General features: G+C 47.6%; 26 protein-coding genes. 3 read left to right on the forward strand and 23 right to left on the reverse strand.

Annotated elements, in window-relative coordinates:
- Positions 1-6 precede the first annotated feature (6 nt).
- Complete coding sequence (locus NFR28_RS08310) at positions 7-354, reverse strand: Asp23/Gls24 family envelope stress response protein (protein ID WP_251179344.1); 348 nt, start codon at positions 352-354, stop codon at positions 7-9.
- A gap of 291 nt (positions 355-645) precedes the next feature.
- Between NFR28_RS08310 and rpmB the strand changes: the two genes are divergently transcribed.
- A complete protein-coding gene (rpmB, locus tag NFR28_RS08315) occupies positions 646-837 on the forward strand; it encodes a 50S ribosomal protein L28 (protein WP_251179345.1) in 192 nt (63 codons plus the stop codon).
- Between the two features lie 100 nt (positions 838-937).
- On the opposite strand, the gene NFR28_RS08320 is transcribed toward rpmB, so the two are convergent.
- Genes NFR28_RS08320 through rpe form a run of 5 tightly spaced genes read right to left on the reverse strand, consistent with a single transcriptional unit; the run spans position 938 to position 5,364 of the window.
- Positions 938-1,657, reverse strand: coding sequence for a zinc ribbon domain-containing protein (locus tag NFR28_RS08320; RefSeq protein ID WP_251179346.1), 720 nt, complete (start codon positions 1,655-1,657; stop codon positions 938-940).
- A gap of 9 nt (positions 1,658-1,666) precedes the next feature.
- A complete protein-coding gene (locus tag NFR28_RS08325; protein WP_251179347.1) occupies positions 1,667-2,575 on the reverse strand; it encodes a Nif3-like dinuclear metal center hexameric protein in 909 nt (302 codons plus the stop codon).
- Positions 2,576-2,619: 44 nt separating this feature from the next.
- Complete coding sequence (locus tag NFR28_RS08330; protein WP_251179348.1) at positions 2,620-3,429, reverse strand: histidinol-phosphatase HisJ family protein; 810 nt, start codon at positions 3,427-3,429, stop codon at positions 2,620-2,622.
- 5 nt (positions 3,430-3,434) lie between these two features.
- The gene (locus NFR28_RS08335) at positions 3,435-4,643 is read right to left on the reverse strand and encodes a cysteine desulfurase family protein (protein ID WP_251179349.1); all 1,209 of its coding nucleotides are present in this window, start codon (positions 4,641-4,643) and stop codon (positions 3,435-3,437) included.
- Between the two features lie 28 nt (positions 4,644-4,671).
- Positions 4,672-5,364, reverse strand: a complete 693-nt coding sequence (rpe, locus tag NFR28_RS08340; protein WP_251179350.1) for a ribulose-phosphate 3-epimerase — start codon at positions 5,362-5,364, stop codon at positions 4,672-4,674.
- Positions 5,365-5,463: 99 nt separating this feature from the next.
- Between rpe and NFR28_RS08345 the strand changes: the two genes are divergently transcribed.
- Complete coding sequence (locus tag NFR28_RS08345; protein WP_251179351.1) at positions 5,464-5,946, forward strand: methylated-DNA--[protein]-cysteine S-methyltransferase; 483 nt, start codon at positions 5,464-5,466, stop codon at positions 5,944-5,946.
- 50 nt (positions 5,947-5,996) lie between these two features.
- Complete coding sequence (locus NFR28_RS08350; protein ID WP_251179352.1) at positions 5,997-8,012, forward strand: NAD(P)H-hydrate epimerase; 2,016 nt, start codon at positions 5,997-5,999, stop codon at positions 8,010-8,012.
- On the opposite strand, the gene NFR28_RS08355 is transcribed toward NFR28_RS08350, so the two are convergent.
- The 17 genes from NFR28_RS08355 to abc-f all read right to left on the reverse strand — a co-directional run bounded on the left by NFR28_RS08355 (position 8,009) and on the right by abc-f (position 25,383).
- Entirely contained in the window at positions 8,009-8,479 is a 471-nt protein-coding gene (locus tag NFR28_RS08355) for a DUF3887 domain-containing protein (protein ID WP_251179353.1), read from the reverse strand. The two genes, NFR28_RS08350 and NFR28_RS08355, sit on opposite strands and share 4 nt — an antisense overlap.
- 484 nt (positions 8,480-8,963) lie before the next feature.
- A complete protein-coding gene (locus NFR28_RS08360) occupies positions 8,964-9,965 on the reverse strand; it encodes an NAD(P)H-dependent glycerol-3-phosphate dehydrogenase (RefSeq protein WP_251179354.1) in 1,002 nt (333 codons plus the stop codon).
- A 48-nt stretch (positions 9,966-10,013) separates the two neighbouring features.
- The gene (gene plsY / locus NFR28_RS08365; protein WP_251179355.1) at positions 10,014-10,691 is read right to left on the reverse strand and encodes a glycerol-3-phosphate 1-O-acyltransferase PlsY; all 678 of its coding nucleotides are present in this window, start codon (positions 10,689-10,691) and stop codon (positions 10,014-10,016) included.
- Position 10,692: 1 nt separating this feature from the next.
- On the reverse strand, positions 10,693-12,009 hold the full coding sequence (gene der / locus NFR28_RS08370) for a ribosome biogenesis GTPase Der (RefSeq protein WP_251179356.1): 1,317 nt from the start codon (positions 12,007-12,009) through the stop codon (positions 10,693-10,695).
- Positions 12,010-12,054: 45 nt separating this feature from the next.
- The gene (locus NFR28_RS08375) at positions 12,055-13,443 is read right to left on the reverse strand and encodes a DUF512 domain-containing protein (RefSeq protein ID WP_251179357.1); all 1,389 of its coding nucleotides are present in this window, start codon (positions 13,441-13,443) and stop codon (positions 12,055-12,057) included.
- Positions 13,444-13,455: 12 nt separating this feature from the next.
- A complete protein-coding gene (gene ispH, locus NFR28_RS08380) occupies positions 13,456-14,313 on the reverse strand; it encodes a 4-hydroxy-3-methylbut-2-enyl diphosphate reductase (RefSeq protein WP_251179358.1) in 858 nt (285 codons plus the stop codon).
- Between the two features lie 6 nt (positions 14,314-14,319).
- On the reverse strand, positions 14,320-15,180 hold the full coding sequence (locus NFR28_RS08385) for a lysophospholipid acyltransferase family protein (protein WP_251179359.1): 861 nt from the start codon (positions 15,178-15,180) through the stop codon (positions 14,320-14,322).
- Between the two features lie 25 nt (positions 15,181-15,205).
- Positions 15,206-15,877, reverse strand: coding sequence for a (d)CMP kinase (gene cmk, locus NFR28_RS08390; protein ID WP_251179360.1), 672 nt, complete (start codon positions 15,875-15,877; stop codon positions 15,206-15,208).
- The gene (gene aroA / locus NFR28_RS08395; protein WP_251179361.1) at positions 15,874-17,199 is read right to left on the reverse strand and encodes a 3-phosphoshikimate 1-carboxyvinyltransferase; all 1,326 of its coding nucleotides are present in this window, start codon (positions 17,197-17,199) and stop codon (positions 15,874-15,876) included. The genes cmk and aroA overlap by 4 nt, the downstream gene beginning before the upstream one ends.
- Positions 17,189-18,364 carry a prephenate dehydrogenase/arogenate dehydrogenase family protein gene (locus NFR28_RS08400; RefSeq protein WP_251179362.1) on the reverse strand — a complete coding sequence of 392 codons (1,176 nt, stop codon included), beginning with the start codon at positions 18,362-18,364 and terminating at the stop codon, positions 17,189-17,191. Before NFR28_RS08400 ends, aroA begins: the two co-directional genes overlap by 11 nt.
- A 113-nt stretch (positions 18,365-18,477) precedes the next feature.
- Complete coding sequence (locus NFR28_RS08405) at positions 18,478-19,290, reverse strand: pseudouridine synthase (protein WP_338025912.1); 813 nt, start codon at positions 19,288-19,290, stop codon at positions 18,478-18,480.
- Positions 19,291-19,306: 16 nt separating this feature from the next.
- Entirely contained in the window at positions 19,307-20,128 is an 822-nt protein-coding gene (gene scpB / locus NFR28_RS08410; protein ID WP_251179364.1) for an SMC-Scp complex subunit ScpB, read from the reverse strand.
- 3 nt (positions 20,129-20,131) lie between these two features.
- Positions 20,132-20,923: a segregation and condensation protein A gene (locus tag NFR28_RS08415; RefSeq protein WP_251179365.1), complete on the reverse strand. Its 792-nt coding sequence runs from the start codon at positions 20,921-20,923 to the stop codon at positions 20,132-20,134.
- 24 nt (positions 20,924-20,947) lie between these two features.
- Entirely contained in the window at positions 20,948-21,628 is a 681-nt protein-coding gene (locus tag NFR28_RS08420) for a site-2 protease family protein (RefSeq protein ID WP_251179366.1), read from the reverse strand.
- A complete protein-coding gene (serC, locus tag NFR28_RS08425; protein WP_251179367.1) occupies positions 21,628-22,713 on the reverse strand; it encodes a 3-phosphoserine/phosphohydroxythreonine transaminase in 1,086 nt (361 codons plus the stop codon). Before serC ends, NFR28_RS08420 begins: the two co-directional genes overlap by 1 nt.
- 94 nt (positions 22,714-22,807) lie before the next feature.
- Positions 22,808-23,284, reverse strand: a complete 477-nt coding sequence (locus NFR28_RS08430; RefSeq protein WP_251179368.1) for a tRNA (cytidine(34)-2'-O)-methyltransferase — start codon at positions 23,282-23,284, stop codon at positions 22,808-22,810.
- Between the two features lie 35 nt (positions 23,285-23,319).
- Positions 23,320-25,383 (reverse strand): ribosomal protection-like ABC-F family protein, encoded by a 2,064-nt coding sequence (abc-f, locus tag NFR28_RS08435; RefSeq protein WP_251179369.1) that lies wholly within the window; start codon positions 25,381-25,383, stop codon positions 23,320-23,322.
- Positions 25,384-25,397: the final 14 nt, after the last annotated feature.

Here is a 25,397-nt window from a genome sequence, read left to right on the forward strand (position 1 = left end):
GGTTGTTTACTTTCGAACTTTAACACCTTGCACATGAACTTCAACACCATCAAGCGGCACGCATGCATACTCGCTCAATGCAAACGTCACTGCATCAATGAGGTTTTGTGAAACAGTATTAATGTTGGTTCCGTATTCAATAATGACATAGAGATCAACATGAACCCCTGCTTCTGTGGCGGTCACAATCACACCACGACGCAAGCGAGACGCCGGCAACAACTTGGCAATCCCGTCAGCTGCAGAAGGTGCAGCCATTCCAACTACGCCATAACACTCCAGCGCAGCATTTCCAACCATATCAGCTAAAACATCATTAGCAACATGAAGGTTGCCAGCTACCGTTTCGTTCATATTCATCCTTTCTCAGCGCAAACACTCGCGCACAGGAACGCAATTCAACTGAAAAAGTATAGCGCAAACAACAGAAACTTTGGTACTATCGTCAGCACGCCGAAAACCATTCCACGGAAACGCTAAATATTTTGGATCTTCGTGATGGAATGAGGCATATTGAGTTCCTTCGGGCGAATATTTCTTGTATTCGCTTATAAAGGTATGCTATAGTTGGAAAGCTGATTTGGCATCGACGGTGTTTTGGCAGGTCACCAACACCGAGATATGACGTATATGGAGTGATGAACAATGTCGAAGGTTTGTGAAGTTTGTGGCAAAGCACCTGCAGCAGGTCGCAGCATCAGCCACTCGCATCGTGTGACGAACCGTTGGTTTAAGCCCAACATCCAAAAAGTCACCATCAAGGACAAGAATGGCAACGTTCGCAAAGCCAACGTTTGCACCAAGTGCATGAAGGCTGGCAAAGTAGAGCGCGCTTAGTCCTTTCTTGTGCGTGTCTTTGCATACACGCTCGAAATTCAAAGAGCCCCGAGGGGCTCTTTTTTTATTGCAAAACTGTATTCATTACAAACGATACGGCTTATGCCAATATCAACATGCGTTGACAATGAGGACAGGTTACCAGGTTGCCCTGGCGCTTTAGATCAACAAGTCTTCCCTGTTCAATAGGTCTGCGGCAAGCACCACACATGCTCTCTTGAATTCGCGCAACAGCTACACCACCTGTTCGCTGTGCAGTTTTTTCATATACCTTATGAACCTCTTCAGGAAGTTCTTCAACCAGCGCATTGCGAAGCGCTTGCTTTTGCGCAAGCGTTTGCTTGATTTTGCCGCCTGCGGCAATAAATCCTTCTGTAGCTTTCGCCTCTTGAGCATTCAAGCTTTCAAGCGCTTGAGCAACTTGCGCTTGAACTGCTTCAATCTTACTCAGTTCATCAAGCGCCGCCGAAATCTCATTCTCAAGAACAGCTCGACGCTTTGCCACACCATTCAATTCTTTGGTGCGAGACTCTACAGAACGATAATCACCTTTCACAGAATCAATTTCATCCTGAATGCGCTTTTGTTTTGCAGCAAGTGCGCTATCTTCATCACTGAGCACCGTGCATTGCGCTTCAGCAGTTGCATGCATCGCAGAAATCTGCTCGCTTTTTTGCTCAATTTGCTTCTTTTTAGCACGCGTATCTAAAATAGTCTTTCGTTGCGGAAGCTCTTCAAGTTGTTTTTGAAGCTGATGAATCTCAATATCGAGCTGCTGTAGTTGCAATAAAACACCAAGTACTCGTGCGTCTACTTGCATAATTGTTCCTTACACGCGAACCGTTTCTGGATAAGTCCAATTATTCCTCTGGTCAATAATAAGTACTTGACCATCACTAAAGCCAAGAGATTCAACGGTAGCAGCCAAAACAGTTGCAAGCGGCAACTCTGAAGAATCATGTCCAATTTCTATAATATCAAGACCAGCTTGAGAAAGAGCAAGTGCATCATGGTATTTCACTTCGCCACAAATTACACAATCTGCTTGCTGGGCACGCGCAACCTGACCCACCTCTCCAAGCGATCCTGTGCATGTTACCACTCGTTCAAGTGTGCGCGAAATATCACCCCAAACACGAGGCGCACGGCCGAATACCGACGTACAGCGAGCAGCAAGTTGACCAAGCGTGAGAGGCGATCCCTCAAATGAACAAACCTGACCATATCCCTTCCCTGCCGTATCGGGAAGAGGCACACAGACACGCTCAAAGCGCAACCCCAGCATCCCTGGAAGCACTCGTTGCGCTTTAGTGCTCACATCAAGGCAGGTATGAAAGGACATAACTGCAACACCACGCGAAATGGCCGCCCAAACACCCGCACCCTCATTTGCCGCAACAGAGGAAGCGGGGGCAAATGTTGCAGGTGGCTGAAGATAAAGCGGGTGATGCGTAACTAACACATTGGCACCGGCATCTGCGGCAGCCTCAATGGCATCAACCGTTGGGTCAAGCGCAACAGCAACACCCTCCACCAATCGCGCAGGATCTCCAACGCTCAAACCTGAGCGATCCCACGCCTCTCCATCGGCAAGGGGAAACTCGGCTATTAAAGCCGCCTCAAGAGCACCCACAGTCATAGTAACCGACGGTTTTGATAGAGAACCTTTTGCAATTTTTGCCAACGTATCTTGCCCTGTTTGCGAAGGTTGAGGGGTATATGCTGATGATGAATCCATACTCATCACTCCTTATGCTTAAGCCTGCAAAGCCACTCTACACTTTACGCGATAGTTATGTGGCGTCTATCCCCATCCGCTGTCGGCACCGTTACTGTTTGGTAACCTGCTTGCAGCAGCAACTGATACGCCTGCTCAATACCACGGGCAACATTGCCAGGTGTATGTGCGTCAGTACCCACTGTGCACTCCACACCAGCACGACAGAAAGCTCGCAACAAATCAGGAGCAGGAAACATTTCAGCGCAGGCATAATGAGCACCTGATGTATTTACTTCAATCATGCGACCAGAAGAAGCACACGCTTCAGCTGCTTGTTCATAAAGCGGCATCAAATCAAATGATGGGTAAATGCCAAACTTTTTCGCTAAATCTGGATGCGCCATTATCTGAAAAGGGGCATCAGAAACAACCGCCTCACACCAGATCTCAAAATAGCGACGCCAAATAGCATCAGGGCCAACCTCATCCCAGCGACCACGTTCAGCAGGATCGTCAAAAGCCCATCCGTCTACGAAATGAACCGAACCCAAAACAACATCAAAGGGAGCGAAATCGGCAGGATCTAAGACGCGGTCTTCAAAGTCTCCCAACCAATCAAGTTCAGTACCACAAAGTATTTCAATATCTGGATGCTTCTTTTGAGCCTGTTTAATCTCAGCCAAATAATGTGGCATGTTCTCAGTACGCATCGACAAATATTGCTCAGGATCCATTGCTTTTGACAAGGGAAAATGTTCTGTTATTGCCAATGTGGTAATTCCAGCCGCCTTTGCGGCGCACACCAACTGCTCAACACTGCCTTCGCCATGATTTGTAAAGTTGGTGTGGGTATGTGTAGTAATGAGTTCCATAAATGCTACTCCCAGGTACATGCCTTTTTAAATGCGTCAACAAAACGATGAACATCATCTTGGGTAGTATATCTACCCATAGAGATACGTAACGCCTCACGCGCCCGATCAGTAGACACGCCCATGGCTTTGAGTACGTGAGAAGGCTCAAGGGAAAGGGACGAACAAGCCGAGCCACCCGATACACCAAAACCAAGCATATCAAGGCGCAAAATGAGCGTCTCGCTCTCAAGACCCTTCACCAACACATGCACAATATTTGGCAAAAAGTCAAAGCTTCCCGGATCCACCTCAACGGTTGCATCCACACCATCAAGTTGAGTTAATTCTGCGTACAGATAATCTCTTAACTGCCTCAAGCGTGCCGCTTCTTGTTCTTGAAGAGATTGCGCGTCAAACACAGCAGTTGCACATCCCACTGCACCTGCAACATTTTGCGTACCAGAACGCATGCCCGATTCTTGACCACCACCGAGCAGGTAGGGCTCAAAAGAAGTACGCGCCTTGAGATAAAGTACGCCAACCCCTTTAGGTCCACCCACTTTATGCGCAGAAAATGATGCAGCATCAACCCCCCACTCGCCTACATCAACAGGCGCTTTGCCAAGCGCTTGCACTGCGTCCGTATGAAAGAGCGCTCCGTGATCATGAGATACTTGAGCAAGTTGAGCAATTGGCTGAATGCTGCCTACTTCACTATTTGCAGCTTGCACTGACACAAGCACAGTATCGACGCAAAGCGCTTCCTCCAAAGCTCGCACCTCAACAAACCCTTGTGCATTAACCTCAAGACGGGATACACGAAATCCGAGCGATTCAAGTTTTTTTGCAGGAGCCAAAATAGCATCATGCTCTATTGCCGAAACGATAATGTGAGGCTTTTCGGGAAGTGCGCCCTTAAGACGCAGCACTTCGCGTGCTCCTTGCGCAAGCCCAATAAGCGCACTATCATCTGCCTCCGTAGCACCAGAAGTAAAGATAATTTCAGTGGGTCTCGCAGCTCCCAGCGCTTTCGCGACTGTTTTTCGCGCAGCTTCAAGTGCAGCAAAAGCGCTACGACCAGGAGTGTGAAGAGAATTTGCGTTAGCATTCACCAAAATAGTATCTCTTCCGCCCACCTGATAAGGCGCCATTGCTGCTGCCACCTCTTCGGTAAGTGGTGCTGTTGCAGCATAGTCTAAATATACATACGTATCATCACAGGTAAAACTCATAATTCCTTCTTAGCGTTTCGGGATGCTTCTACGCATCAAGGGCAGGCTGCGCCTCGTTTGCAATTCGCTCAATCTCTTTAAGCGCACAAGCTGGATCAGGCGCTCCACATACCGCGTTTCCACACACAATCACATCAGCACCTTGAGCGCACACTTTTCCGACGGTCTGGGTATTCATACCACCATCAACTTCAATCAGCGGTGAAGCGTTATGAGCTTTTGCCATAGCTACAACGCTGGCCACGCGATCATCGCTTCCTTCTATGTAGCTTTGACCTGAAAAGCCGGGTTCTACACTCATAACTAAAACCATATCAACCTTATCAATGACAGGTTCAAGCACCTCAAGCGACGTTGAAGGCTTTACACTCACACCCGCTTTTGCGCCAGCAGCATGAATCTGATCAATGATTTCTACCAGCTGATCTTCGTCCGCAACTTCAGCATGCACCGTTACAATATCTGCACCTGCATCTAAATACCAAGGGAGTTGTTTTTGCGGGTTTTCAATCATGAGATGCACATCAAGCGGTACATCGGTCACGCCTTTGAGCTGCTTGATGACAGGCACCCCCATGGTGAGATTGTTGACAAAATGGCCATCCATAACATCCACATGGATAAACCCAGCACCTCCTTTATCAATGCGCTCAATATCACGCGCTAAGTGCATAAAGTCAGCTGAAAGAATTGAAGGTGCAATTTTGACCGGTTCAAACATGGGCGGACTCCTTGAAGATGTGCATAAAACCTGCACGTATAGCTAATACGTATCTGCATTATAATAAACAAACACCTTTCCACGAGATCAAGGAGCGATATGCAGCGCACAAATCGCACGTTTTTTACGTATCAGACACCTCGCGGAATGATCACACTCGAAAGTGATGGCTCAGCCCTTACTCGTGTGGTTTTCGGGCAACAAGTTTTAAACGGTATCAAAAAACCTACCGAACTCACCAATCAAGCCGCCACTGAACTGCAAGAATACTTCGCAGGCAAACGCTTTGCGTTTTCTGTTCCCCTCAATCCTGAAGGTACTCCCTTTCAAAAAGTTGTATGGGAAGCACTTTTAACAATTCCATATGGCGAAACAAGAACATACAAGCAAATTGCCGAACAAATTGGTCATCCTCAATCTTACCGCGCCGTTGGTGGTGCAAATAACAAAAACCCGTTGCCAATCTTTATACCGTGCCATCGCGTTATCGGAACCGATGGTTCGCTTACAGGTTATGCCTCTGGAACAAAAATCAAAGAAGGGCTGCTGCTCCTTGAGCAACACCCCCACAAAAACGAATAGGCAACAGACGTCAAGCTACATACCCTTTAGCGTACGAAGTTGAGATTTTTATGAACGTTTATACTGCAGATATCTTAAGCGGTCTTGAAACCTTTCCTTTTGTAGCCGCGCTTATCACCCTTCCATATATGATTTATCAATATCGTAAGTATGGTTCAATCCCAGCACTTCATACGCTTGTTGTATATTCTTTTGTACTCTATATGCTTATTGCCTATTTCATGGTGATACTGCCACTTCCTGCAGACCATAACGCCTATGTAGCCTATGCTGCCCACCCCCAATTGCAGCCATTTCACACGCTTCAACTTATTTTGGCCGCACAACCGCTCGTTCCAAGCGATCCCTCTACTTGGATTGCATGGCTCAAATCTCCCGACATCTATGAAGCATTCTTCAATGTTTTGCTTCTTGTTCCCTTGGGCGTTTATCTTCGTTATTACTTCCGACGCAACTTCATCCAAACATTTCTGATTGGATTGAGCACGACGCTCTTTTTTGAGCTCTCGCAGCTTACCGGTCTATGGGGTCTCTATGCACATCCCTATCGGCTTTTCGATGTTGACGACTTGATTCTCAACACCTTAGGAGCGATTGTGGGCTACCTTGTTGCCGGACCGCTCCTTCGAATCCTTCCAAATATTCGCCTTATGAATGAACAAGCACGTATTGCTGGTATGCGCGCATCGGCCACCAAACGTTTCATTTCTTTTGCGCTTGATTGTTTGTTCTATCTTCTTTTTGTAGTAGTTCTTGGTGCGGGATACCTTGCAGTCTTTCCCAGCGAGGCTGTGTTTTTAACGCAGCCAGCCACTGACGTCATCGCATACATACAACACATGCCTCTTACGGCGCTCTTCGTGATTTCGCTTATTGGTTTTGCGGTGGTATTCGTTGTGGTTCCAAGCATAAGTAAAGGTCAAACACTCGGTCAAAAGATCTTGCATCTCATTACGGTTCAATCCGACGCCACACCTGCCCACGCAGGTCAATACACCCTGCGTTATCTCACCTTATTTGCACCGTTTTTTGTACTGCTGTTTTTGCTCTGTTCGCCAACGTTTCCCTTTGCCGCCACCTCAGAAGCAAGCCGGCTTGCCGCATTTGTGGAGCAACATTACAAACAGCTCATTATCTGCTGGCTTATTTGTTTTGGAATTTGGGCAATAAGCCTGCTTATTCGTGCCGTCCGTGCGAAAGCGAAAAATATTCCCTTCACCCTCATAAGTGGTCTTGTCTCCAACACGCGCGTCATGACTTGCGCAGGCGTTGAACAGCTTCGCGCACAAGCTGTCATTCTTGATGTAGCGCAGGTGCAAGCTCTTGAAGCAACTATCGCAGCATCTGGCATTTCCCTTGAAACACTCATGCGTCACGCAGGTGAAGCGCTTGCTCAAGATGTGCATCACAACGTTGCCGAAGGTGGTCGTGTCGTTATTTTTGCAGGAATGGGAAACAATGGCGGAGATGGCTGGGTGTGCGGTCTTGAACTAGCGCGCATGGGATATCAGGTAACGCTTATAACGCCTGATCTTGCCGAGCACATAAAAGCCCAACCAGCTTGTGACGTTGCGCTTTCGGTGTTTAGCGATGCCGCCCGCGAATCATTGCCACTCACCATTCTTGTAGATCCGAGCAATCAATTAATTGTCGAAAAGCTCCAAGAGTGTGATGCCGTCGTTGATGCTATGCTGGGTACAGGTTTTTCAGGTACAAAAGTTCGCGAACCACAAAGTACTTGGATTACTCTTTGCAATGCTCGTCGATTTGCCGGCAAGCGCTTTGGTCGACATATGCGTGCTCCAAATTGGTACTCGCCTCTGCGCATGCGTCGCACGCAAGACGCACCCTATGCGGTAGCGGCCGATATCCCATCAGGTCTTTCGGCTCAAACGGGCACCTCTGCCACACCAAGTTTTGCTGCTGATACCACAATTACCATGTTAGTTAACAAGCCTGGCCTTACGCGCAAAAAAACTCAAGCATGGATAGGACGCCTTGAAGTAGATTCGCTCATTGACTTATCTCCGTTCCTTGAAGAGTCGCATGCTCAAAACGAAGACTAAGAACGCAAAAAGTAAAACGCCGCAAGAGAGCCATCATCGAAGAAGCTTATGCGAAACTCTCCTTCGCCATGTTCAAAAGTTGCCTGCGTAATATCAGTGACATAAGAACGACCGTTGCTTGTTCCATTAAGATACTGCGTTGTCCCGCTTCCGGTATAGGCACCAAGCTCGTCTTGAGTGGTAGAGAGGTTTTCGCTGAGCTGCTCAGCTGTAACCGAACCATCGGCATAACGGCTGGCAATAGCTTCATAATCGCGCGCGTTAAAATCATCAATTACTTCTTGGGTCCACGTTTGAATCTTTTCCTGCTCAGCCCAACTAGGAAGTCCCTCTTCCACCGCCTTATCTGACTGCGAACATGTTTGCAAAGAACCACCTACGACAAGCAATATCGCAAATACCACAATGACGATCAAGATAATGCGATGGGTAGCATTATCTGCCCTTTTCCGTTTAGACGTAATCATATAAAGCTCCTCAACTTGGGTTGCGCGATACTGACATACACCATTGATGACACCTAAAGTTATATAGGATGCTCTTAGTATATAAATGAGTTGCCCTCTCAACTTCGACATCGCTTTTGTGTGAAGAAACCGACAAAATAAAAACCCCTTCTTCAGTGGGGGTTTTGAAAAAGGGGTTTAGTTTAAGCAATACGCATGAGAGGAGAAGGGGAAAGATGCGCATGCCAATTGGTTCGTCTGAGGTTTGAGAGGAGAGGGGGATCACACGAGAGAGGACGAACCGCGGGTTGATTTGTTAAGGTGCTTGCAAGCTTATGTATCGCCTGCTTGCACCATGTACAATACGCGAAGAAAAGAGCCCAAACAAGACATTTGGGCTCTTGGTAAAATACCAGTTATTTTGCTGTTAACCGGGTGAAACGTTAGTAGTCTTACGTTGGTTTTTGGTTAACTATTCGACAAATGCATGTTGCGTTTCATGCCATCAGAAACCATAAAACTCAGCTTTAAGTGGGCGATTAAGCAGCTCTGTTGCTGCAATTCGAGGCTTCTCCCCTTCCCAAACCACAGCACGAACCATATCCGTAATAGGTAGCTCAACTCCGTGTGCTTGAGCAAGCGTTTGAAGGGTCTTGCAAGCAAGTGCGCCTTCTGCAACCATATGCGTCTGCGCACTAAACTCCTCAAGCGTGCCACCCTTTGCTACCATTTCCCCAAAACGGCGATTGCGAGAATGCTGAGAGGTACACGTAGCAATGAGATCGCCGGTGCCTGCAAGCCCCATACACGTTATAGCCTGACCACCACACTTCACCACAAGACGACTCATCTCAGCAAGACCACGCGTCATAAGCATTGCAGCAGTATTGTCACCATAACCAATACCGTAAGATACGCCAACAGCAATAGCTATAACGTTTTTGAATGCCGCACACAGTTCCACCCCTAACACATCATCAGAGGTATAGGTGCGGAAGGTATCGGTGGCGAAAAGCTCCTGGAAAAAGGAGGCTGTCTCAAGAGAAGAACTTGCAATCACCGTACCCGAAGGAACATTGCGAATTACTTCTTCTGCATGATTTGGACCTGAAAGCACTGCAAGACGATCAGGATTACCCATCTCTGAAGCAAAAACCTCAACAGGCAAAAGACCACTACCCTCTTCAACGCCTTTCGAGCAAATAATAAGAGGGAACTGATCATCAACTACCTCATTGAGTGCGCGAGCAACGCCTCGCATGAGATTTGAAGGGGTCACGATCACCGCAGCCTGTGCACGTAACAATGCGTCTTTGTAGGACAAGGTAGCAACAATGTTTTCAGAAAGCTTCTCATCGCTTAAATAGCGAGGGTTATAGTGTTCAGCATTAATCGTGCGCACCACTTCGGGCTTTCGCGCCCACAGACCAACATTATGTCCCGCCCGTGCAAGCACCTGCGAAAGAGCAGTACCCCATGAACCAGCACCGATTACGGCAATTTTCATAGCTAACCTTCTTACTTATTTCACTAAAGCTTACCCAGATCGCAGTGCTTAAGCTTCGTTCTGCGAGGTCTTTGTTTTGGATCCGCCTATACGGTTTTCGCAACCATTACGCAAACGGGAGATATTAGAACGATGCGCCCAAATAACCACTAACGCGGCAACCAGACAACATGCCCAACCAAATGGGTAGCCCCAAAAATAATAGAGCGCCAAAAATGGACAGAGTAGTGCCGCCGCAAGCGAACCTGCTGAAACGTAACGCGTCGCAATTACGACAAGCGCAAAGACCATGATCTCAATGAGCGCGCCAACAGGACCAAAGGTCACAAACAAACATCCCACTGCAACAGCAATGCCTTTGCCACCTCGAAAATGCAACCACGGGCTAAAAATATGCCCCAAAATACAGCCAAGAAAAGCAAGGGCTATGCTTGCATGGTAAAACTGCCCTATATCAAAACTAGCAAGAGGAGTAAAAAAACTCTCACATACCGCTCTTGCTATAAGACCAGAAACTAGACCTTTACCAAAATCAAGCACAAAGACAGCTATTCCGCCAACTTTGCCCATTGCGCGCATAGCATTGGTGGTTCCAATGTTTCCTGATCCATGCTGACGAATATCGGTGTGATAAAACACCCGAGAAATAATGACACCCCACGGAATTGAGCCAAGCAGAAAGGCAATCGCAAATAAAGCGATCATACCTACAACAGTTTCAAACATCTTAGTCCTTCTTCTTAAACTTCATTTCTATGGGAGTACCCACCAAATCAAAAGATGCACGCATGCGATTTTCCAAGAATCGTTTGTAATTGTCAGTTACCACGTCGGGTCGGTTTACAAAGAAGGCAAACTTCGGTGGCTGAGTGCCTGTTTGCGTAACGTATTTCATGCGCAAAATAGTTTTGCCTTGCGTAACCGTATGACCTGTTTCGCGCACATCAGCAAGCCAAACATTGAGCTTGTTCGTTGGAATAGTTTGGGTGTAGTTAGCATAGACTGTATCTATTGCTTCCCATACCCTGTCCACTTTCTTGCCTGTCAACGCAGAAATTGCCACCACTGGCGCGTATCCCACAAATGTCAAACGATCCGCAATACGCTCGCGAATTTTGGCTTTCGCTTCTGGTCCTTCCACCAAATCCCACTTATTTAAAACGATTACCATGGCACATCCACGCTCTGCAGCATATCCTGCCACACGCTGATCTTCGTTCGTAAGTCCTAGTTCGGCATCAATTACCAGCAATGCAACGTCTGCTCGGTCAATTGCGCGCATTGCACGGACAAATCCGTAGTATTCAACGTCTTCATCAATTTGGCTTTTGCGACGAAGACCTGCGGTATCAACAATGGTGTAAATCTTGCCATCATGCTCAATGCGTGTATCAATTGCATCGCGTGTCGTGCCAGCAACATTTGAAACAATTGAGCGATCGTTGTTAGTAAGTTTATTCGTAAGAGATGATTTACCCGCATTCGGCCTACCAATAATAGCAACATTGATGCCCGGGTCTTCATCGTCAACATCAGGAACTTCAACTTCGGCAAGCGCCTCAACGATGCCATCAAGTAAGTCTCCTGTGCCATGTCCATGCATTGCAGAAACAGGCCACGGATCACCAAGCCCGAGCTGATAAAACTCCCAAAGCTCATCTTCGCGACCAGGGGTGTCCATTTTGTTGACCACTAAAAATACTGGTTTGTGCGATTTGCGAAGAATGCGAGCAACCTCTTCGTCATCAGCATTAATGCCGGTTTTGCCATCAACAATAAAGACCACTACATCGGCTTCATTTGCACCAGCAAATGCTTGAGAACGAATGGAACCTTGAAATGAGTCATCGTCGCCCATTTCAATACCACCCGTATCAATAAGCTTAAACTCTACGCCGTTCCAATCAGCTTCATGGTAGGATCTATCACGCGTTACACCACGCATCTCATGAACGATTGCCTCATCACCTTGAGCAATGCGATTAACAAAGGTGGACTTTCCCACATTCGGACGTCCGACAACCGCAACAATTGGCATTGCCATAGTTATACCTCACGTTGTTTAATTTGATTACGTGCACAACCTGCGTTAAGACAGGTCTGCAATCAGTTCTGGTAAAAATTCTGTCGGTTGACAGGATACCACGCTTAGCCCACACCCCGCAGCGGTTTTGATTTGTTGTGCACTCATATCATCTAACGTCACACCATTATCATTAAACATTACACGCAAAAGAGCATAGTGTGCGTTTGGCTGGTTGTGATCATGTGCCTTTATTGCCGCCACCACATCACACCCACACAAAAGACCTGTTACGTCCACATTACCGCCAAAAAAGGTGTTATCAACATAGAGCGGATGAAGCCACCCGGCTAAATCAGAATGCTCTATCAATTCCGAGAAAAAGTTCTTGGTAGCTTGTCCGAGCACAAGATATATATGCCGATTGTGTTTTCGGCAAAGCTGCGCAAGCTCACTGATGAGCCCCTGATCTTGAGCTAGATACCAGTCATCAACAAAGCTGCGAATAATACCTACGCCATCTTCAAACATGGCAAAGTCATGATAAAAATGAGCATCAGGAAGATAAGCAAGCAAGTCATCTTGATATGCATTGGAGTAAAACTCATCAGCGGCAAACACCCAAGGGGTGCCACGTTCTCTGCGAGCACGCTCTTGAAAAGGCGTTATAACCTTAAGCACTTCCATTGCGGCCGAGGCATCATTAAAGCTTTCAGCAAAACGTTCTTGGTACTTCGTAAATCCTAGAGGCACAATGCATACATCAATAATACCCGGCTGCTCATAAGCCCACTTGAGTGTTTCGCGAAGCACATCGCCATCATTTTCATGAGGCATAAGCACAATTTGTGCATGAAATTGAATGCCAGCAGCAAGAAGTCGTTTGAGCGCTTCTAAACCATGTTCAGCATGCTTACCAATAATTCGACGGCGAACTTGCGCATCATATGCATGAAGCGATACACGTAAAGGAGAGAGCGCTTGCTCAATAATACGTTGTTCATCTGCTTCTTTAAGATTCGTAAATGTTACAAATGTGCCGCTTAAAAAGCTCAAACGAAAGTCATCGTCCCGCAGGGTAAGCGACGGGCGAAGATGATCAGGCAACTGGCGCATAAAACAAAATGTACAGGCATTTCGGCATTGCAAAATACCATCAAAAATGACGCCATCAAACTCAAAACCCCAATCTTGACCAGGTTCTCGCTCAAGTTCAACGGTTCCGCTTTCGCCATCAAGATCTCTATAGCCCACCTCTATGGCATCTGCATCAGTAAGCCAACGCCAATCTATGAGATCGCGTATTGGAGACCCATCAACACTTACGAGCGCACACCCCGGTTCAAAACCAGCATCATCAGCTGGGCTCAAAGGCTCCACATATCGAATGAGCGCCAATGGCTCTTCGGCTGACTGACAACCACATTTATCCATGTCATAAGTGGGATATATCACAGCTTTACCTGACTACATGCTCTCAAGACGCAAGACGCAAGCGGCAATTTGGTCTTCAGGTGTACTTGCGCCAGCGGTTACGCCAACACGCTCACAGCCTTCAAACCATGTTTCTTGCAGTTCATCGGCAGACTCAATATGATACGAGCGCGTGCATACCGCCTCACAAATCTCAGCAAGGCGTGTTGTATTGGAGGAATTCCTTCCCCCAATAACAACCATAGCATCAACTTGCGCCGCCACATCAGCAGCTGCTTCTTGTCGCTGCGAAGTTGCAGCACAAATGGTGTTTTTTACGATTGGATGAAGTCCTTGAGCGGTGAGCGCCTCCACAATCGCATCAAGCGTTGCACGCTTTTGAGTCGTCTGCACCACCACTCCCACAGGGTCATATAAGCCAGCAGGGATATCTTCAGCAGATCCCACTACATCAACTTTAGCTCCCGCATTAAGCGCCCAAGCTTGTAGTCCTTGCACTTCAGGATGACCCGCCTCGCCCAGCACAATGACGCGTGCTCCATTCTGAGCTAACTCAGCTGCCGCCTTTTGAGCACGTGCTACATGAGGACAAGTTGCATCAACAACCTCATAACCTGCCTTATTAACTTCTGCAAGCACCTCAGGAGTTACGCCATGACTGCGAATAACCACCGCTGCCGATTGCGCCACATTGTCATATTGAGGAATATCCGACACATCATTAACAGGATGCACCCCTTGCTGTGACAAATCGGCCACCACCTGAGGATTATGGATAAGCGAACCGAGAGTAAATGCGGGCTTTTTCTGGTCAACCAGATCATATGCCATATTAAGTGCGCGTTGTACTCCGTAGCATGCGCCCGCACATTTTGCTCGAATTACTTCCATGACACCCTACTTCGCTTCCTTTTCGGCTTTCGCTTTTGTTGCCCCTTCTATACTTGCCACAATCTCTTCGGTTGTATGCATAGGCACCGGGTGCTCACGGAAGATGTCGGTAAAATCTCGACCACCAGGGAATAGAGACATCATGTCAACTGCTTCAGGAGCACAATTAAGCGAAAGTGCAAAACACTCACGCATGGCATACCAGGTACATGCTTCTAAACGGTCGTCCTTGGGAAGAAAATCAAAATCTCCCACCAAAATGGGGTTTCCATACTCAACGGTTATCTTCGGGAAACGAATGCGCTGACCTTTTTGTTTAACAAGCTCAGCATTTCGTACCGTCATTGGCAAAAGAGGCGCATGACCCATCTTGGCAATAAAAGCTGCTCCAGCATGAATCTCAGGAGTTCGATTACTCTTACCACGCCGCGTTCCTTCAGGCAGAATGCCTACCAATTCATCGTTTTTCAGCATGCGTGCTGCGCGCTTAATAGCTATTCTGTCAGCTGAATCTCGCTTTACAGGAAAGGCGCCCACACGCGTGAGAATCTGTCCGAGCAAACCTCCCGCATTGTCAAATAAGCTTTCCCGACCCATAAGGCGGACCCATTGTTTTGGTCGAGCGGCAAGATAAATAAAGACTACATCCAAAAACGAGGTGTGGTTACATACAACAACAACCCCTGTTTTATCTTTGAATCCTCGCAAGCTTTGCCTATTATCTACCCGATAGCGAAACAAAAGCTTACACAAACCTCCCACCAAGACAAACAAAAGATTGCCCGCCCAATGAGGAATTTGTTTATCAGTCGAGGTGCCTCCCAGTGGCCTATCCCACATTTGCTCCTGCGATAAAAACAGTCCCATATCTGGTCCTTTCGCACCTATCTGTTTATGAAGCCTGATGTGCCAAATCGCAAATCTGAGAAATTATTTGCTCAATATAAAGACCCGTTGAGTCCAATTCATGCGCATCAGAAGCTGGCTTAAGCGGGGATGTCGCACGATGGGAATCATAATCATCGCGACGAATAATATCAGCAAGCACCTCGTCGTAATCAATAGAACCTATGCCACGATCAACGTTTTGGCGAACGCGTCTATGAGCGCGTTCTTCAGGTGATGCGGTCAAAAAGACTTTGACAGCTGCTTCAGGAAATACCACCGTTCCAATATCGCGCCCTTCAACAACATAATTACCCGCGCGACCAATTCGTTGTTGCTGAGCCACAAGAGCTTCGCGTACCGCAGGCGCTGCTGAAACAGGGCTCACTGCGCGATCAATTTCGGCAGTACGAATAGCTTCTGTCACATCCTGTCCGTCAATAAGCACGCGACGCGGCAGCGGATCTCCCGCTTCGTGCTCAAAGGCAATCTGTGCTCTCTGCGCAAGCTCACCAAGCGCTTCGTTGTCGTCGAGTGAAATGCCTTGCGCGCAAGCAAGCCATGCAATTGCCCTATACATGGCTCCCGTATCTAAGCACGAAAAGCCTAGAGTTCGAGCTACCGCTTTCGCTACTGTTGATTTACCTGCACCACTTGGACCGTCAATTGCGACAATCATTTCGCTAGCCTCTCTATATCAGATAAAAACTGCGGATAGCTTACCGCTACCGACTCAAAGTTCACTATGTCAACGGGGAGTTTTCCACATAACCCCACAAGTGACCAGGTCATAGCCAATCGATGATCACCATGAGATTCAAACACCAACCCGGGTTTTGATTCACAATTTGGCTGGCCTTCAATAAACAAATCATTACCCTCAACCCACGCATCCACGCCGAGCTTTTCTAGGCCGTTTATTATCTCGGCAAGGCGATCGGTTTCCTTTACGCGCAGCTCGCCAACTTCGCGAAAAATCGTGACGCCGCGCGCATGCGCAGCAACAAGCGATAACACGGGAATCTCATCAACAATAGAAGCAATTTTATCAGCGGGTACTTCACAACCACGCAATACCGGCGTGAAACGAACCTCTATAGAGCCATAAGGTTCCTTGCCAGCAGAACCACTATAGTGAACACAGATATCCGCACCCATGCGTTCAAGCGTGCGCGTAAAACCAATGCGCGCAGTATTAAGGCTAACATTCTCAATGGTTACATGGCTGTCCGGTTTAAGGAGCGCAGCGCATGCTAAAAATGCCGCAGAAGACGGATCTCCGGGTACTACCACATCTGCAGCCTTGAGAAAGGTGGGGCCAGTGACCGAAGCGCTTCTATCGGCTGCGGTGGTAGGCACACCAAATTCGGGCAACATTAGTTCAGTGTGGTTTCGCGAAGGCGCAGGCTCACGCAATGTTGTCGTTCCGTGTGCGTAAACCCCAGCAAGTAACACTGCAGTTTTAAGCTGAGCTGATGCCATAGGTGCGTCATAATCAATTGCATGAAGCTGTGACGTTCCGCATACAACAAGAGGAAGTGTTTCTTGTCCGTCAGGCTCAAAACGAGCACCCATCTTCATAAGAGGCGCAGTAATACGTCTCATGGGTCGGCGTTTGAGTGAATCGTCACCTGTGAGCGTAACGCGAATATTCCAAGGCGCCAAAATCCCCATAAGCAAACGCGATGTCGTACCTGAGTTGGCACAATCAATAACCTCTTGTGGTTCAGATGGACCTTTTTGTCCCCACCCGGTAATACGACCAGCCAAAGAGCCATCTTCTTGCTTGGTTAAATTCACATCAGCGCCAAGAGCTTGAGTGGCTCTAATAGAGGCGCGTACGTCTTCTGAATCAAGGACGCCCTTGAGTTGAGAAGTGCCTTCTGCCATAGCAGCAAAAAGTACCGCGCGATGAGATATCGACTTATCTCCTGGCACCTGTATTGCACCGACAAGCGGTGCATCAAGAGGAGCAATTGTTGTAATTGTTTCATTCGACATGGGTGTGCTCTTTCGCAGTTAACGGACTAAAGGAGACAGAAAAACCAGCGTCGATAAGGCGCATACTCAACTTGCCAACATCGCCTTCATCGGTTAAGACCAAACTCAAAACGGCGCTGTCTTCAGTCACATGATCAATTTCAATAGATTGGATGTTACAACCAACCGAACTTGCCAGCGTTGTCACCTCAGCAACAACACCTGGACGATTTTCCATAGGAATTCGCACTTCTAACAAGCGTTCGGTAGAAGGAATCCACGCTGCCGGAAGTGAACGGCGCACCGTTGCCGCTTCTGCAAGCAGATCAGTCAGCAAAACTCGATCATTTGCTTCAAGTGCTCCTACGAATTCACCAATGATCTGCTGCATCTCTCGCAAACCTTCGGTAAGCGCATCTTTGTTATCAAAAGCAATACCGCACCACAACTCGGGAGAACCTGCCGCTATACGAGTTGAATCTTTAAACCCGCCAGCCATCAAACGCATGAGCGACTGCTGCTCGTCAGCATGATGTGCAGCAAGTTGCACCAACGATGATGCAACAAAATGAGGAACGTGGCTTACCACCGCAACCGCCGCATCGTGATCTTCGCGGGGAAGTGCAATTACGCGCGCACCAAGCGACGTGATAAGCTCATGAAGACGCGGATAATGCTCAGCAGGCATATTTGAATCAGGGCACAAGATCCAATGAGCACCTTTAAACAAATCCGGACGCGCCCCGGCAATGCCGCTTTTTTCAGAACCCGCCATTGGATGGCCGGGAATATAGTTTTCTGGATGAGCTAACACCGACGCTGCAAGTGTTGAAATTTTTGTCTTAGTGGAAGCGGTGTCGGTTAAAATGCCCTCAAAACCCCATTCGGAAAGCGAGCGCAAATACCACTCAACAGCACTTGCAGGGGTTGCCAGCATCACCAAATCACATTCATTCTGAACGAAGTCACGAAAAGCTGGATCTTCGGGCGTAGAAATTGTTGTTGCCCATCCCTTTTCAAGCGCAGTGCTCAGTGTTGCTTCATCGGTATCAACTGCCATCACACGCGCATCAGGAAAAACTGCACGTACTGCCGCCGCAAACGAGGCGCCAATCATTCCAAAACCAATTACCGCAATACCACCAAAATGCATGTCTGGTTGCAGCGTTTCATGTGCCAAACTCATCAAATATTCCTTCTCACACACATATGACCTGCACTGTTGAAAGCTAAGCGCCGAAACAGGCGCACGGCGCCACGCACAGGACAGGTGAAATCTACTTTCGTTCGCAGGGTATTTTAGCACCCACTTACCAGCTTATTGAGCTGGTCAAGTTCACTGTCGGTAAGTTTGCGCCAGCTACCTTGAGGCAATGCACCTAAAGACAGTGGTCCAAATGTATCACGATGAAGCGCAATTACAGGATGTCCAATAGCGCCAAACATACGCTTGACCTGCCGGTTTCTACCTTCGTGAAGAGATATTCGACAAAGTGACATCTCCCCTTTTCTGCCCGCAGGTGTCTTCAATAACCGAAGTTTACCTGGGGAAAAAGGGAGTGTAAGCTGCATAGCGCGACAAGCACAGGAGTGATCTTTTCCAGAAAGAACTTCAACAGAAGCAGGAGCAGTCATACCATCATCAAGCATGATGCCTGCTCTTAGTTTATCCAACTCTGCTTTTGTCGGGGTACCTTCAACTAAAGCTAAATAGGACTTATCTACATGATGAGAAGGATGCAATAAACCATTACCGAGTGCCCCATCGGTTGAAAATAAGAGCAACCCTGTTGTGTCGGTATCAAGACGCCCCAAAGGGTATAAGCCCGGAAATTGTTCACGTGGCACCAGCTCACTTACGGTATGGCGTCCTTGCGGATCCGACATAGTCGTAACATATCCTGCTGGTTTATGAAGCATGATAGTGGTGGGCGCATCTTGATAATGCACCACAATATCATCTACACGCACCTCGTCAGTCAAAGGATCAACACGACTCCCCAACTCGGTAACAACTTCGCCATTTACGCGAACACGCCCCGCAGTCATAAGGTTTTCAGATCCCCGACGACTTGCAACACCCGCACGCGCCAAAAAGCGTTGCAGGCGCATCGGTACAATCCTTTCCTCACTCATCGTCGGTCTCAAACGTCAGTTCGTCAAAATTGATTTTTTCCACCAAGCCAAAACCGCTCGCTACTGCTTGAGCAAGCAACTGTTGAGCAGGATCAGCGGAATCTTGGTCATAATCAATAACTACACCATCAAACGGATCCTTCGGCTCAAGCCCTTCTTGCGCGCGTATCTCCACCTGATCAGCTATGTCGTCAACATTCTCGTCAAGCAGGATTTCTTCAGAAACTACCACTTCTTCGCGTGTAGCAGAAAGGCGTTCGCGAATAAACTCACGCGTTTGATCGTCGGGTGCAAACTGATCAATATCAGGAAGATCAGCTACGCTTCGCAAACCAAACTTTTCCAAAAACACGCGCGTTGTAGCATAAAGCGTGGGGTTGCCAGGAGTATCAGCGCTGCCAGCTTCACGTAACAAGCCTTTTTCTACCAAAGAAGTAATAGCACTATCAGAGTTTACGCCGCGAACACTGGCCACTTGGGTACGCGTAACTGGTTGCAAATATGCCACAATTGCAAGCGTTTCCATGGCAGCTTGCGAGAGCTTGCGCGTATCCCATGATAGGACGTATTTCTCAATAAGCTCGTGATATGCCGGATGGGTAAACAAACGCCAACCGCCTGCAACCTCTCGCAGCTGAATACCACGATTGCCTGATTCAAATTCATCGCGCAACTCAACAAGCGCATGCTCAACTTCCGCCGGCGAAACTTCAAGCATCTGAGCAATCACCAACGCAGAAACCGCATCATCAGTTACAAACAAAAGCGCCTCAATTGCGCCCTTGAGCTGGTTTTCTTGCAATCCTTCAACCACGCGCTACTCCTTACCAACCGAACTGAGCGCATCTTCGCCCGTCAAATCAAGTTCGCCCGAGCCTTCGATATATACAATATCAATATCACCAAAAAGCTCCGATTGCTCAAGGGTAACCATTGAACGTTTGTAGAGCTCTAAAATGGCTAAGAATGTTACCACGACAACCGGCGTAGGCGTATGGTCGTCCACAAGCTCCGAAAAACGCAGCTCCTTTTTGTTCTGAATTCGTCGGTGTATTGCACGAACATGCACTTCAACAGGAATTGGTTTTGCGGCAATATGTTCAGATTCCAAGAGGAAAACATCTCGTCGTGCAAGCGCCAAAGCCGCCAAATAACCAAGCGAATCAAGCGTCGTATTTTTAAGATAGTCAGGCATAAGTCCCAAAAAACACGCATCAGGTCCAAAGGGACGCGCATGCATTCGGCCTTCTGCAACAAATCGAGTATGAAGCGCACCTGCAGCATTTTTGTATTGCTTGTAGGTCAACAACCTATCCACCAAAATGTCGCGAACTTCGCTTGCAGGTAATTCTTCAAACTCTTCTTCTACCGCCTCACGTTTACGCGGCAACAAGCTTTCAGCTTTAATCTCAAGCAGCGTAGACGCCACAAGCAAAAAGTCTGATGCAACATCAAGATCGAGGTTTTCCATGCGTGATACTTCGGCCAAATACTGATCAGCAATTTGCGTGATTGAAATGGCGCCAATATCTACCTTTTGCCTGCTTACAAGCGAAAGGAGCAGATCAAAAGGACCTTCAAAACTCTCTATGCGAACCTTGTAGGACATACCACTGACCACCCTATGCTGAAGCTATCGCGCAAACGAGAATAAAAAGTCGAACAGATTTCCCGCTGTCCAATCCAGATAGACCCCAATAGGATTAACGTGCAAGACATAGGGCACCAAAATAACTGCAATCATAAATATGGGGAAAGCGTAACGCTGAACTTGATAATACTTTGGCAAATACTTCACAGGCAGGAAGAAAGCAAAGATTGACGAGCCATCCAAAGGTGGAATGGGCAGCAAATTAAAGAACATCAAATATAAATTAATCAGCGTAAACATTGGCAAATACATTGTATAGAGGTAATAGATGACCTCATTTTGCACAATGAGATTAATGGGAAGTACCTGCGCAAGAATCGTAAAGATAACTGCACCAATAATTGCCAAAACCAAGTTTGCGAAAGGCCCTGCTAAGCCCACAATGAGATCACCCTTACGAGGATCTTTGAAATATGCAGGATTATAAGGAACTGGTTTTGCATAACCAAACACAGGCATATGCATCATCATAAGCATCAGCGGCATAATAACCGTACCAAACGGATCAATATGCTTGAGCGGGTTGAGCGAGAGCCGCCCTGCGCGTTTGGCTGTAGGGTCTCCCAGCTTGTATGCCGCAAAGCCATGCATAACCTCATGGCATACGATAGCTGGGATAAAACTTAAAAGCGAACAGATTAAATACGGGATATCAGTTGTCATTATTTTGCGTGAGCCTTTTCAAATTCGTCCATAAATTCTACGAGCGCTTCAACACCTGCAAACGGCATAGCATTATAGATGCTTGCACGCATTCCTCCAACACTGCGATGCCCCTTTAAACTCTCAAGACCATGCGTTTTTGCCTCTGCAACAAAGAGCGCATCAAGTTCATCGGAACCAGTTACGAACGGAACATTCATAAGCGAGCGATCTTCTTTGCGCGCCGTTCCCTTAAAGAGTTGAGATTGGTCCAAATAGTCATAAAGAAGCGCTGCTTTTTGTTCGTTGCGCGCCGCCATAGCTGCCAGGCCACCCTGCTCTTTGAGCCATTTAAAGACCAGACCGCAAATGTAAATACCATAAGCAGGCGGAGTATTCGACAAGCTCTTTGCTGCCACTTGAGTGGTATATCGCATGATGGAAGGAGTAAAAGGAAGCACCTCTTCGCGCACCAAATCATCGCGCACGATAACAATTGTCACACCCGCCGGACCGATGTTTTTCTGTGCACCACCATAAATCAGGCCAAAATCAGAGACATTCATAGGTTCTGACAAGAACATAGAGCTCACGTCAGTTACCAGTGGAATATTTCCGGTATCAGGTAACTTGGGGTAGCGCGTGCCATAAATAGTTTCGTTTTGACAGATGTAAACATAATCAGCATCAGGCGAGAACGTCAGATCATCAACATTGGGGACATACGAGAAGTTCTCATCCTCTGAGCTTGCAATACAGCGTGCGTCTCCATAGAGCTTTGCTTCTTTAAAAGCCTTTTTAGACCAGGAACCAGACACAATATAGTCAGCAACCTTATTCTGCATCAGGTTCATGGGAATAGCGGCAAACTGTTGCGTGGCGCCACCTTGCAAAAAGAGCACTTGATAGTTATCGGGAATCTGCATGAGTTCACGCAGATCAGCCTCAGCAGTTTCAATAATGCTGGCGAATGGCTTAGAGCGATGACTCATCTCCATAACCGACATGCCCGTTCCTTGGTAATCGAGCATCTCAGAAGCTGCTTGCTTAAGCACCTCTTCGGGCAAAACAGCTGGACCAGCTGAAAAATTATAGACGCGAGCCATACGTGACCTCCTTTAAGCCTGCTGCAAATTGCATCGTTTCAGTATAGGGCTTTCCCCGCCCGCTCAGCCAATCAAGCTATCCGAACGGCTTACCCTACACCAGATGAGGATAATTGTTCTGACGAAGCGCTTCAAAAACACCTATGGCTACCGCATTACTCAGATTGAGGCTTCGTATGCCTTCACACATTGGTATACGCACGCACGATTCGGAATGCGCATCAATAATTGCCTGATCAAGCCCTCGGCTTTCGCGCCCAAAAATCAAAAAATCATCTGATCCGTATGTAACGTCTGCAAAGTGAAGCTGCGCTTGCCCCGTAAACAGACAAAGCCTACCATCCCCAAGCGCGCCACTTGCGTGAGTGGCAAAAAACTCGTCAGCACACGCCCAGCGCACAATCTCAACATCGTCCCAATAATCGCAACCAGCACGCTTGAGATTGCGCTCAGTTGCACGAAATCCCATTGGCTCAACAAGATGCAATTTTGCACCAACGCACGCACATGTCCGAGCAATATTGCCCGTGTTTTGAGGGATCTCAGGTTCTATGAGCACCACGTTTAGCATTGTTTCTCCTTGCGATAAGCTTAAAGCCTCACAACTTAGAGCTCAGCGGCTTGACGGGCCATCTCCGCCTCAAGCTCTTCGGTGAGCATAAACCATTCTTCTTCAGCTTCAGCAAGACGCTTTTTTAACTTGGCATGTTCTGCAATGGCATCGGTTGAAGCATCTTCGTTTATATAGAATTCTGGGTCGGCCATAAGCTCTAAAAGCTCAGCCATGCGTGCATTATCGCGCTCCATCTGAGCATCCAACTCAGCAATGCGTTTGCGTTGATGCTTCAAGGCTGCATATGCGCGATTCCGCGCTTCGGCCTCCTTGCGCTTTTGCTCTTTGGTTTTAGGCGCACTCCCCTTTGCAGCTGTCAATTCTACCTTACCAGGAGTTGGCTTTTCGCCACGCGGGTGCTTGTTTACTGTTACAACCGTGGAACGCCGAGCGGTATCTTGAGCACCGCTTCCCATAACCTCATCAACAAGCGAGCGATCCTGCGGACCTTCACCCTCAAGCTGCCCACTTTTGAACAGGTAATAGTCGTAGTCGCCATCATAGTTGGTAACTTTACCAGGCTGTATTTCGACAATCCGATTTGCTACACCACGAATAAGATGGCGGTCATGCGTGATAAACAAAATGGTGCCCTCAAACGCTTTAAGAGCTTGTTCGAGGATGTCAGCACTTGCGATATCAAGGTGGTTGGTAGGTTCGTCAAGAAGCAAAAGCGGCGCTGGCGCAACAAGCATTTTTGCCAACGCAAGACGAGATTTTTCACCACCTGATAAAACGCTTACCTTCTTATCGACCGCGTCTCCGGTAAACAAAAATGCGCCTAACAAGGATCGAACCTGCGAGATTGACCAGCCTGGAGCAACTTTGTCCAATTCCTCGAAAACGGTATTTCCTGGATGCAGTTCTTCAAGCTGATGCTGCGCGTAATAGGTTTTTGAAACATGTACACCAAAATCAATGCTGCCCGCATCTGGCGTCTCAACGCCTGCAACCATTTTAAGCAACGTCGATTTACCTGCACCGTTTGGACCAACAAGTGCAATTTTATCGCCGCGATACATGGTGAAATCAAGACCATCGTAAACCGCTTTTTCACCATAGCGCTTTACAAGCCCTCGCGCGCGAACCACCTCATCCCCCGTACGCGGAGGCTGTTTGAAATTGAAGTGCACCGTCTTTTTTTCCTCGGGAATGACAATGCGATTCTCCATGATGCGCTCAAGTTTCTTTACGCGCTCTTGAGCCTGCTTTGCTTTTGTTGCTTTATAGCGGAACTTCTCTACAAACGCCTCAAGATGAGCAATCTCTTCATCTTGCTTTGCCTTCTCTTGGCGAAGCCGCTCAAGGCGCTCTTCGCGACCTTTTAGATACGCAGAGTAATTACCCTTATAAAGATTGATGGTTCCGTTATCCACCTCAGCTACACGATCAACCATGTTGTCCATAAAAGCGCGGTCATGGCTGACCACAACAACAGTTCCCTCATAACTGCGCAAAAAGCCCTCAAGCCACTTTACGCTTTCAAGGTCAAGATGGTTGGTTGGCTCGTCAAGAAGGAGTACTTCAGGGTTTCTAATAAGCAGCTTTGCAAGCGCAATACGCATCTGCCAACCACCTGAAAATTCGGTTGTCAGTCGACGAAGGTCGTCCTCTTTAAAGCCCAAGCCAAACATAACCGAACGAACTTTTGCCTCAATGGTATAGCCGCCGAGATGCTCATAAGCATCACGTGCGCGACCTACTGCCGCCAACTGCTGCTCAGTCGGGTTTTCGCCCAATGCTTCTTCGAGAGCATAGAGACGCTGCTCAGCTTCAAGAACTTCAACTTGAGAAGACATTACTTCCTCAAAGATAGGTCGCTGCTGCATCTCAATAGCTTCTTGCTCCAAATACCCTACGCGAGCACCCTTCGCAAACAGAATGCGGCCCTCGTCAGCATCCTCTTGACCCGAAATAATGTTGAGCAACGTTGTTTTGCCTGCGCCATTTGGTCCAACTAACGCCAAACGATCATATTCTTCAAGGCGAAAGGTCACATCAGAAAAAAGCAGCCTACCGCCAAAACTCTTTGAAATATGCTCAAGTTGCAAAATCATAAAAGCTGTTCTCC

The organism is Adlercreutzia agrestimuris (assembly GCF_943193125.1).
Taxonomy (GTDB): Bacteria; Actinomycetota; Coriobacteriia; order Coriobacteriales; family Eggerthellaceae; genus Xiamenia; species Xiamenia agrestimuris.